The organism is Methanobrevibacter sp. (genome assembly GCF_045577275.1).
In the GTDB taxonomy this organism is placed as follows: Archaea; Methanobacteriota; Methanobacteria; order Methanobacteriales; family Methanobacteriaceae; genus Methanobrevibacter.
Map to the genome: position 1 here is coordinate 1 of NZ_JAZNIB010000008.1, position 9245 is coordinate 9245.

Consider the following 9245-nt stretch of genomic DNA (forward strand, 5'->3'; position numbering starts at 1 on the left):
ACTAATTCTTTTAATTAAAAAAGAATAAAAAACTTTCACTAATATAAGTTTAGCTTAAGTTTAAAAACCAATTCTTTTAATTAAAAAAGAATAAAAACTTTCGCTAATTATGAGTTTAGCAACTAATTCTTTTAATTAAAAAAGAATAAGATAAAAGAATAAAGATTTATTCTTTTTGTCTAACGTTTAAAGGTAAAATACCTAATTCAAGTTCTTTAGTAGCTATATCAATAGGGTCAAGAGATTTGGAACTTTTCAAGAATTTTTCAATTTCCTTATGAGCCATTGGTTTTGCACCCATTGAAAGTTGAATAGCCCTTGCACCTAAGACTCTAGCTTTTTCGAATCTTGTTAATTTTTTTGTATTGTTTTTATTTGCAGCCATTATTTAACTCCTAATTATTAAACAATAATCAATAGCATATACTATTAATAGCTAATTAATTCCCATGATTGAAAATAATAAATAAAACCTATAAATAAAAAAATAAAAAAGGATTTAAGATTATTCCCAAGTTTCAACATGAGAAATTAACATTCTTCTACAACAATATCTTGTAATACCCATATCATCCAAAATATCTTTTGATTCTTCACCATCAGCTAATCTACGGTTATATTCATCAAAATATGCAGAAACGGGTTTTCCACAACTTATACATCGTATAGGTATCATATAATCATCATTTCCTTTTTATATAAAACAATATTTCATAATCAAATAATATGAAATAATCAATTGAATTTTACAGCTTTTTCCAATCTCAAATGAAAAATTAAAAAGATTGGATTTCTTACAGAGAATTTAATAAATTTTACAAACTTCAAAAAGGCATAAATGCCTCTTTAAAAGAATTGTAAAATTTAAGAAATATAAAATTACCTGTAACTTTTTTGTTTACGAGCTCTAGCCCCAGGACCACCGTATTTCTTAGGTTCGGAACGTCTTGGATCTCCTACTAACATGGTTCTGTCATATTGAGTGTAAATCTCTTTTAAGTCCATGTCATTAGTCCATTGTACTAAACCTTTTGCAATTACCATACGTGCAGCTTCAGCTTGGCCCATAACTCCTCCACCATTAACTCTGATGGAAATGTCTACTTGGTTAGCAACATCTCCAGCTAATTCTAATGGTTCGGTTAATTTTAAACGTGCAAGTTCTGGAGAATAAAGTTCTAAAGGAACTTTATTGATTCTTACTTTACCAGTACCTTCTCTTACAGTACCTCTTGCAATAGCTGTTTTACGCTTACCGCTTGTATGAACAACTTTCATAACAATTACTCCATAATTTAATATAATTCGTAATAATTCTCAATTAGAACAAATCAACTATAGCCAAATTATTCGAATTTAGCTCCTAAAAGTTTAGAGATTTCTCCTAATTCCATTCCTTTTTTAATGTCGTTATATTCAGCTTCAGGCATGGTTATAAGTTCAGCATCAGCATACTCTTCAGGTACACCTACAAATGCTTTGAATCCTTTGAAAGCAGTTTTACCTTTTGCTTTTTTCATAGGTAACATACCTCTTACGGTTCTTCTGAATATATCTTCTGGTCTTCTTGGATATTTAGGACCTAAGTCACGAGGGTTAGAGATAGATGCTCTGTCCACTCTTTGTTTGTATTTAGCATAAGCCCAATCCTTATTACCAGTTAACATTATTTTTTCAGCGTTGAGAACTACAATCTCTTCGCCTTCGAGAAGTTGCTTGCTGACTACACTAGCAAGTCTTCCTAAAATATGTCCTTCACCGTTAATAATCATCATTTTTACACCAATCCTTTAGCTTATAACATAATCTTAACATTGCTGCCTTTAGGATTTGCTTCTGCAAGTTCTGCAATGGAAATAGCTTCACTGCCGAATTTTTCGATTTTTGCTTCAGCGTTTTTAGTGAATCCTAATGCTGCGATAGTTACTTTGTGATCTAATTTACCGTCAGATAATACTTTACCTGGAATAACCACAGTTTCCCCTTCAACAGTGTGTTTGTTAATATGAGAAAGGCTTACTTCAGCTTGGTTTCTTGCAGGTTTTTCGAGCTTGATAGCTACTTCTTTCCAGATACCTACTTCTTCCTCATAAGACTGTTTTCTAAGGTTGTAAATAAGGTCAATAAGGTTAGGATTAGTTTTCTTAATTTCTCTAGCCATTATTAGCTTCCTCCTTCACTAAATGTGATAAACTCATCTGCTTTAGAATCTAAAACATCACAAGCTTTCAATAAAACCTCTTTAGGAGGCATTGATCCATCAGTTTCAATTTTAAAAATAAAATCATTTTCACGATAACCAACATTGATAAATTTAGAATCTGCTGCTTTTGCTGTTCTTACACAAGTTTTACATAAAGAACAGTTTTCAATGTCAACAATATCAATTCTTCCTTCATCTTTGTCAGCTGCCAATACTCCTCTTGGACAATTGTCAGCAACTGCATAAATAACTTCCTCATCTTCGTTGAAAGTTATGTCAGGATATTGTTTGTATGCGCAAACAGTTGTTGGCACCCATTTTGCATGGTCTTTACCAATTCCTAATTTTGCTACAGCTTCTAAATCAACTTCTTGATCCTCTTTTAATTTCAAGAGAGGGATGGTATCGTATACTGGTTTAATTTTTGAGTCACCACAAGATTTTAAATCCTCGGAGTATACAGTTTTAGGACCTTTTTCCCTTAAAGAGAATGAAACGCTACATCTTGGACAATATTCTCCTTTTTCACTATCACAATCGCAATCTTCAGGAAGCACTAAGCCTTCAATAGATGCTGCATCGGATACTAAAGGAGTTAATCCTAATCTATGAGCTAATACTTCATCAAACATTGCAGAATCATTTTTTACTATGAATACATCTTCAATAGCTAACTTTGGTACTTTCATCATTGCAATTCTTCTAATAGCATTAACAAAAGGCACTTCTGCATCATAGACTATAAAAGTCATGGAATTTTCATCTTGCTCTTTGACATCAATTTTCATATTAAACCCTTCTTATACTCTTCTTCCTCTTTTACCGCCTGGTCTTCCAGTACCATCATGAGGTATAGGAGTGATATCTTCAATTTTACCAATTTTGATTCCAGCTCTTGCTAATGCACGAATGGTTGCTTGTGCACCAGGACCTGGACTTCTAGGACCGTTTCCACCAGGAGCTCTTACTCTGATATGTAATCCAACAAAACCTTTTTCTTTTGCGTCTTCAGCTGCTCTGTTAGCTGCTTCCATAGCTGCAAAAGGAGAGGATTGTTGTCTGTCTGCACGAACTACTTTACCACCAGACCATTGACAAATGGTTTCTGCTCCGGTAATATCAGTTACAGTTAAGATAGTATTGTTAAAGGATGAATAAATATTAGCTATTCCCCATTTTTCATCTTTTGCCATAATAACACACCTTATTGATTTTCACCAGCTTCAGTAGCTGCTTTATTATGTTCTTCAATCTGTTTAGCTACAGGGGAAGAGTGGTAGAAACCAACTGCTTCTTCTTCTCCTCTTTTAACAACATAACTTGGAGAATTTAATTTTTTACCGTTTAAAGCAATGTGTCCGTGTACTACAAACATTCTTGCTTCTTTAGCAGTACGAGCTAAACCTTTTTGGAAAACTATAGTTTGTAATCTTCTTCTTAAAATATCTTCAACAGTCAAGTCAAGAATATTTTCCAAGTGAGCATTTTCATCAAGGATTCCTGTTCTTTTCAAGTGTCCTAATAACTCTTCAGTTTCAACTTTTACTTGATCTTGAGAGAAACCGAGTAAGTATCTTGCTTCCCTACTGTATTTTCTAACTAAAGTATCAGCTTTCCAAATTTCTTTCTTGTTTTTTAAGCCGTATTTAGACATTAATTTGTTTTCAGTTTTAATTCTTTCTGCATTCCAAGGATGAGGTGGTGTATCATACTTTTTCCTTGCTTTTCTTGGATGTCCCATAATCACATCTCCTTATCTTAATATAATCAATTATTATAAATCTATAAAATCTATATAAAATTTATTCGATTTACCCATATACAAGTCTGTTAAAAGATAGGAATCTATCTTCTTCTACGACTTACACCGACAGTAGAACTGTGTCTGAAAGTAGACTTGGTTCTTTGTCCTCTAACTGGTAAACCAACTTCGTGTCTTCTACCTTTGTAACTTCTGGTCTTTTTCATTCTGTTTAAATCGTCTCTTAAAGTCATGTCAAGATCAGATTCAATCAAATGAAGGTCTTCACCAGTAGTGTAATCGTTACGTCTGTTTAACATCCAATCAGGAATATTGTGTTCTTTTGGATTTTCTAAGAGCGCTTCGATTTTTGCAACATCTTCTTCAGAGATGTAACCGATTTGATCATCAGTATTTAATCCTAAGGTAAGACAGATAGATCTAGATAAGGATAATCCAATACCTTTAATTTCAGTTAAAGCATGTTGGATAGTTTTGTTACCATCTACGTCCTTTCTGGATATACGCACTAAGTGCTTAAAGTCGTCTTCCATTAAAGTAACCTCCATATCATTTTTTTAGGAGCGAACCCACGAGACGTTAATTAAAAAATTTAGCGGATTCGAATGCTTTATTTTAAAGCACAGTTTTTTCAACAATGTAAAACTTAGCCGGAACAGCTAATAGATTAAAATAATTTAAATTATTCATATCTTTTTACCTATGCCAACCAAGAGTTCATATCAGTTTCAAGCACATTTAATAATTCTAATTAAATAATAACTACGCTCAGCTTACTAAAAGATAGAGTAACTTAATACTCAATAAATTACTAATAAACTTTTAAAGCCATAGCTAGATTATAATTTAACTAATTAAAAAAAAGCAAACTAATAAATCCAACTCGTAAAGCTTATTTGAATTGGATTTACCTTAATGATAATTTGATAAAAGTGATATTATCATTAATAATAATCCTATTAAATAGAATTACATTAAATTGCTATACACTAATAAACGCCGAGACTGGGATTTGAACCCAGGCGAGGTGAACCCTCACGGGATTTCCAGTCCCGCGCCTTACCAGGCTAGACTATCTCGGCATTCTATACTATATCAGACATAGAACTGTCTAACATATAATACACTGATATAAAAATATAAGTAATTAATACTATATAAAGGTTTTGATATTTGGACCACAATTTTGTAAAAAATAGATGAAAATTCAAAATCATAACCACAAATTAATATTGAACTTGATAATATTTAAAGATTTTTTATGAATTTATAGTAAAGTTTATATATGAGAACTTAAATTTGAGATTTTTTGATATTGAACTGGTTATAAAATTTTTCAAAAAAGCTGTTTTGATAAGGGATACTTGAAATTAAACTAGTTTATTTTTTGAAAGAATCATTCATTTAATCTTCTTTCTACTTTAGTATTCAAATCATCTATAACATCTTTAATTGCAGGATCTTTGGTTAAATCATATGCAATATTGAAATAAAAGAGAGCTGGAACCACTTTCTTATCCTCATCCAATTGGAAACCAAGGTTTTTGCATATTGTAATCACTTCAACGCTTGGACCATATGGAAGTCCTTTTGATTTAAGGTATTCTTTGATGTCTTCTATTGAATCATCATATTCATTCAAAAGATTTTCATCTAGAGAATCTAAATGATTTGCATTATTTTCATTATAATATTCACTTAATTTATTTAGATAGATGGCTAACTTTAGATTTTCATCATCATTGGATTCTTTATACTCATTAATATAATAAAAAGATAAGTTTTCAAATGATTTAGAAAGATCTTCTAGAGAATATGCGTATTTGAATGATTGGATTGTCAAGTTATAACACTCAGTCCAATCGTTATTTTGTTTATGGATCTCACATAAGCCAAAAATAGCTTTTACATTGACAGGATTATAATCATAAGATAATTTAAAGGATTTTAAGGCATTTTCATAGTCATTGAAATGCAATAATACATTCCCATAATTGGAATATAAAGTGGAATAATCCAACATCAATGGATATTTTCTTTTAATCTCTTTATTGATTGTGATTTGGAACAAAAGCTCTTCAAGAAGGTTTTTGAATACATATTCTCCTTCAACATATTCCTTATTTAAATTTACGTTTTCTTTTCCAAACTGTAAAGCCTCATCGTATTTTTCCTCTTTAGATAATGAATCCATTTCTTTTATAATTTCAGGAATAGACTTTATTTCCATAGTATCACATTTTTTTCTAAAAGCATTGACTAATAGATTAAATCCGATTAACTGTTCAATAACTCTTTCTTCTTATTCTCAAATTCCTCTTCAGTGATTATTCCATCTTTCAATAATTCATGATATTTTCTTATTTCCTCTGGAATGTCACGAATAATCTGTTTTGCTTGTGGCACTTCTTCTATCTCAAAAGAGCCTGTGGTTAATTTGTTTTTCAATCTATTTTCAAAATTATTTAGCATGTCATCATCTAATGTCTTAAGCAAAAGAGTCTTTTGAGCTAAATTGAATTGAACCTTATTATCAGCCACTCTTTCTATCATATCTGCATTTAAATCATCATAATCAATAGTGAAAGCATCCTTGACCTTACCGTTCAATCTGCTTCTCTTTTCTATATAAATTGAATCCTCATCCAATTTGATAGCTCCATTAAAGGTATTGTCCTTGCCTCCAACTGTTTCTTTTAATAGACCTAGAAAATCAAAATTCACATCCCTTGATTTGATTTCGCCTGAAGGCATGTTTGCCTCCGGATTAAATAAAAAACCTAATTTTCCCATAGTATCAACCTGAAATTTTTAAAAAATAAAATAAATTAAATTATAATCTTATTAATAAATATAATAATTCACTTGTTTAAATACTTTTTCACTTAAAAATGCTCATTAAGTAAATAAACATTGCATATCATATATATAATATATCCTCCCTTACACTCACAACCATAAGGCTAGTACAAACCCAACATTAAAACTCATCCTCCAAAATCTTCAGATAAATATTACTATAACTCTTTTTAATAAAAAAACATTAAAAAGAGACTAATAAAAAATCAAATAATTTATGGCGCCCATCTAAAAATACCGTAATAACATCCTATACACCAAATAAAAAATAGAACTGCAAAAAAATAAAATTCTTTTCTTTCATGACTATTAACATAGATTAATCCTAAATGATGTAATAATGGAATAATAAAACAAACAAAAAATCCTATTGTAGGAACAAATAATTCATGGCTATTCATAAAACTTAAAATTTCAAATAATCCCATAAAGTCACCAAATATTAAATCATTTTCAAATAAATTTTTAACAAAACATATATTATAAATGGTAAAAAACAAATTATCCCAAAAATTTTTACATACTTGCTTTTTAAAATTATTTCCATCTCACTAGGATGAAATCTCCATGGGTGAATAAAAATTAATCCTAATAAAATTAAAGGCTTAAGATTCTTAAAAATTAATGATATGGTTAATAATAAAATTGTAACAATTGATGAAATTAACCAAAAGATAGAAATTAAATAATCTTCATAACCTTCTTCCCACATCTCTTTTTTTGAAAAAATCTTAAACATATTTTTACTCCAAAAAATTAATTTTTTACTGTTCAATCTTTAATAATCATCTGAAAGAATATGAACTAACTGATTTTCAAAAAGTCCTTTGGCAAAATTAATAATAACACCCAAATCTGTGCCTGATTGATATGCAGTATAAATCAATCTTTCTAAAGTACCATAAGAACAATAATCATAAGCAATAAATCTTTCATAATAATTTATAATACTTACATCTATAAAATCTTTATTTCTTGAAATTAATATTTCACCACTTTCACGGACATACTCTCTTATAGTCAACTTGCCTAAAAAAGCCCCTCCTTTAATAGGCCCCAAAACAGAAGTAACTATATCAAAACCAAACAAAGCACCACGTTCAGCAGCCCATCCTCGGTTCAAATCATCAGAAAAATAAGTGGCTAAAAGACCAGCCCCTATCAAAACACCTCCAGTAATTGCAACACCCCACCCAATAGGATTAGAAACCAAAAATGCCATACCTAAAGTAAGGCCCGCACCACCAACAATGCCCAAAAGCGTATTATCTAAATCATCTAAAAAACCAAAATTCCCATTTAAAAAGTTATTAATAGCATCCTCCAAATCAAATAATTTAACACCAAAATCCCAACCCATTTCAGTTTGCTGAAAAGCATAACAATAAGCACCATAAATACCATCAAAACTATCGTATAATATGCCTGTAGAATCATCATATAAAAGAATTAAATCATCATACCCCCACTCATGGATTAGGGTATAATTTCCATCCTGAACAAACTCCAAAGTGCCATTATTAAATAAAATATCAGCCAAACCCATAGTAACTGTATAATCAACACCTTCCCCAGGGAATAAGGCCTCAAAAACATAATTCTCAATCAAGGAAAAGGAAGCGGAACATGCAAAATAAAAGGACTTCACATTAGCAACCTCTCCAAAAGCATCACGACCAAATCGAAAATCACATTCAGCACTTATAAAATAACCATTAACATCATCCTTTACACACATAACTATAGGACTGGAGCGCCCCCATGTAACATTAAACTGCTCAGACGCAACATTCGCAACAATATCACTACAATAAATTACCAAAAATGCCTCTAAAAAACTGCCATATGCTGCTCTCATTGGACCTATATCATAAACAAGATTGTTTTCTGCATCAACACGATCTTTCTCTTCCAACCAAAATTCCAAATCGGAACTATTAACCTTTTCACTAGCAAAAGCATAAGTCAAAAATCCATCATAAGCAGAATCAATAAACGCAGCTAACCGATTATCAATATTCAATATAATAGAATCCCCATAAAAAAGTAAAATAGGAGTATCAGACAGATTACCCTCATCATAAGGATTAAAATAACCCCCATTAACATAACTAATAGAAGCATAACGTGTATTCGACATACCACTCCATGAAAAAGATTCATTATTCAACGTATCAAATAAATTAAAATCAATCCCCTCATTTCCAAAATAATCTAAAGAAAAACTAATGTCATCAAAAATAAAATTATTAAAATATTCAATATATGAAGTTTCAATATCAGATAAATTATAGGAATTCTTAATCAACCATAGTAAAATTTCATCTTCAGAAGAATTACTTAAAGACAATAAATTATAGTACTCATCTAAAGTAAAACCAATAATCTGAGCATTATATGTCCTAAGAATTTCATCAAAAT

Annotated in this window: 13 protein-coding genes, 1 tRNA gene and 1 pseudogene; all 15 read right to left on the minus strand. The window is 30.5% G+C overall.

Annotation, left to right across the window (positions count from 1 at the left end; translation table 11 throughout):
- Window positions 1–166 precede the first annotated feature (166 nt).
- Window positions 167–385 (minus strand): DNA-directed RNA polymerase subunit K, encoded by a 219-nt coding sequence (locus ACKI67_RS00140; RefSeq protein ID WP_407461356.1) that lies wholly within the window; start codon window positions 383–385, stop codon window positions 167–169.
- 120 nt (window positions 386–505) lie between these two features.
- Window positions 506–676: a DNA-directed RNA polymerase subunit N gene (locus tag ACKI67_RS00145; RefSeq protein ID WP_067145950.1), complete on the minus strand. Its 171-nt coding sequence runs from the start codon at window positions 674–676 to the stop codon at window positions 506–508.
- 203 nt (window positions 677–879) lie between these two features.
- Window positions 880–1278, minus strand: coding sequence for a 30S ribosomal protein S9 (locus tag ACKI67_RS00150; RefSeq protein ID WP_407461357.1), 399 nt, complete (start codon window positions 1276–1278; stop codon window positions 880–882).
- A gap of 68 nt (window positions 1279–1346) precedes the next feature.
- Window positions 1347–1772 carry a 50S ribosomal protein L13 gene (locus tag ACKI67_RS00155; RefSeq protein WP_295604854.1) on the minus strand — a complete coding sequence of 142 codons (426 nt, stop codon included), beginning with the start codon at window positions 1770–1772 and terminating at the stop codon, window positions 1347–1349.
- Window positions 1773–1795: 23 nt separating this feature from the next.
- A complete protein-coding gene (locus tag ACKI67_RS00160; RefSeq protein ID WP_407461358.1) occupies window positions 1796–2161 on the minus strand; it encodes a 50S ribosomal protein L18e in 366 nt (121 codons plus the stop codon).
- Between the two features lie 2 nt (window positions 2162–2163).
- On the minus strand, window positions 2164–2991 hold the full coding sequence (locus tag ACKI67_RS00165; protein WP_407461359.1) for a DNA-directed RNA polymerase subunit D: 828 nt from the start codon (window positions 2989–2991) through the stop codon (window positions 2164–2166).
- Window positions 2992–3003: 12 nt separating this feature from the next.
- Entirely contained in the window at window positions 3004–3396 is a 393-nt protein-coding gene (locus ACKI67_RS00170) for a 30S ribosomal protein S11 (RefSeq protein WP_067145940.1), read from the minus strand.
- An 11-nt stretch (window positions 3397–3407) separates the two neighbouring features.
- Window positions 3408–3944 carry a 30S ribosomal protein S4 gene (locus ACKI67_RS00175; protein ID WP_407461360.1) on the minus strand — a complete coding sequence of 179 codons (537 nt, stop codon included), beginning with the start codon at window positions 3942–3944 and terminating at the stop codon, window positions 3408–3410.
- Window positions 3945–4048: 104 nt separating this feature from the next.
- Window positions 4049–4498, minus strand: a complete 450-nt coding sequence (locus ACKI67_RS00180; protein ID WP_407461362.1) for a 30S ribosomal protein S13 — start codon at window positions 4496–4498, stop codon at window positions 4049–4051.
- A 464-nt stretch (window positions 4499–4962) separates the two neighbouring features.
- Window positions 4963–5047 (minus strand) — tRNA-Ser (locus tag ACKI67_RS00185).
- Between the two features lie 314 nt (window positions 5048–5361).
- Window positions 5362–6195, minus strand: a complete 834-nt coding sequence (locus tag ACKI67_RS00190; RefSeq protein WP_407461363.1) for a hypothetical protein — start codon at window positions 6193–6195, stop codon at window positions 5362–5364.
- 47 nt (window positions 6196–6242) lie between these two features.
- The gene (locus ACKI67_RS00195) at window positions 6243–6758 is read right to left on the minus strand and encodes an SHOCT domain-containing protein (RefSeq protein ID WP_407461364.1); all 516 of its coding nucleotides are present in this window, start codon (window positions 6756–6758) and stop codon (window positions 6243–6245) included.
- A 281-nt stretch (window positions 6759–7039) separates the two neighbouring features.
- Window positions 7040–7252: a hypothetical protein gene (locus ACKI67_RS00200; protein WP_407461365.1), complete on the minus strand. Its 213-nt coding sequence runs from the start codon at window positions 7250–7252 to the stop codon at window positions 7040–7042.
- A 14-nt stretch (window positions 7253–7266) separates the two neighbouring features.
- Window positions 7267–7563 (minus strand): hypothetical protein, encoded by a 297-nt coding sequence (locus ACKI67_RS00205; RefSeq protein WP_407461366.1) that lies wholly within the window; start codon window positions 7561–7563, stop codon window positions 7267–7269.
- A gap of 39 nt (window positions 7564–7602) precedes the next feature.
- Window positions 7603–9245: pseudogene (locus tag ACKI67_RS00210) on the minus strand (hypothetical protein); the annotation flags it as partial.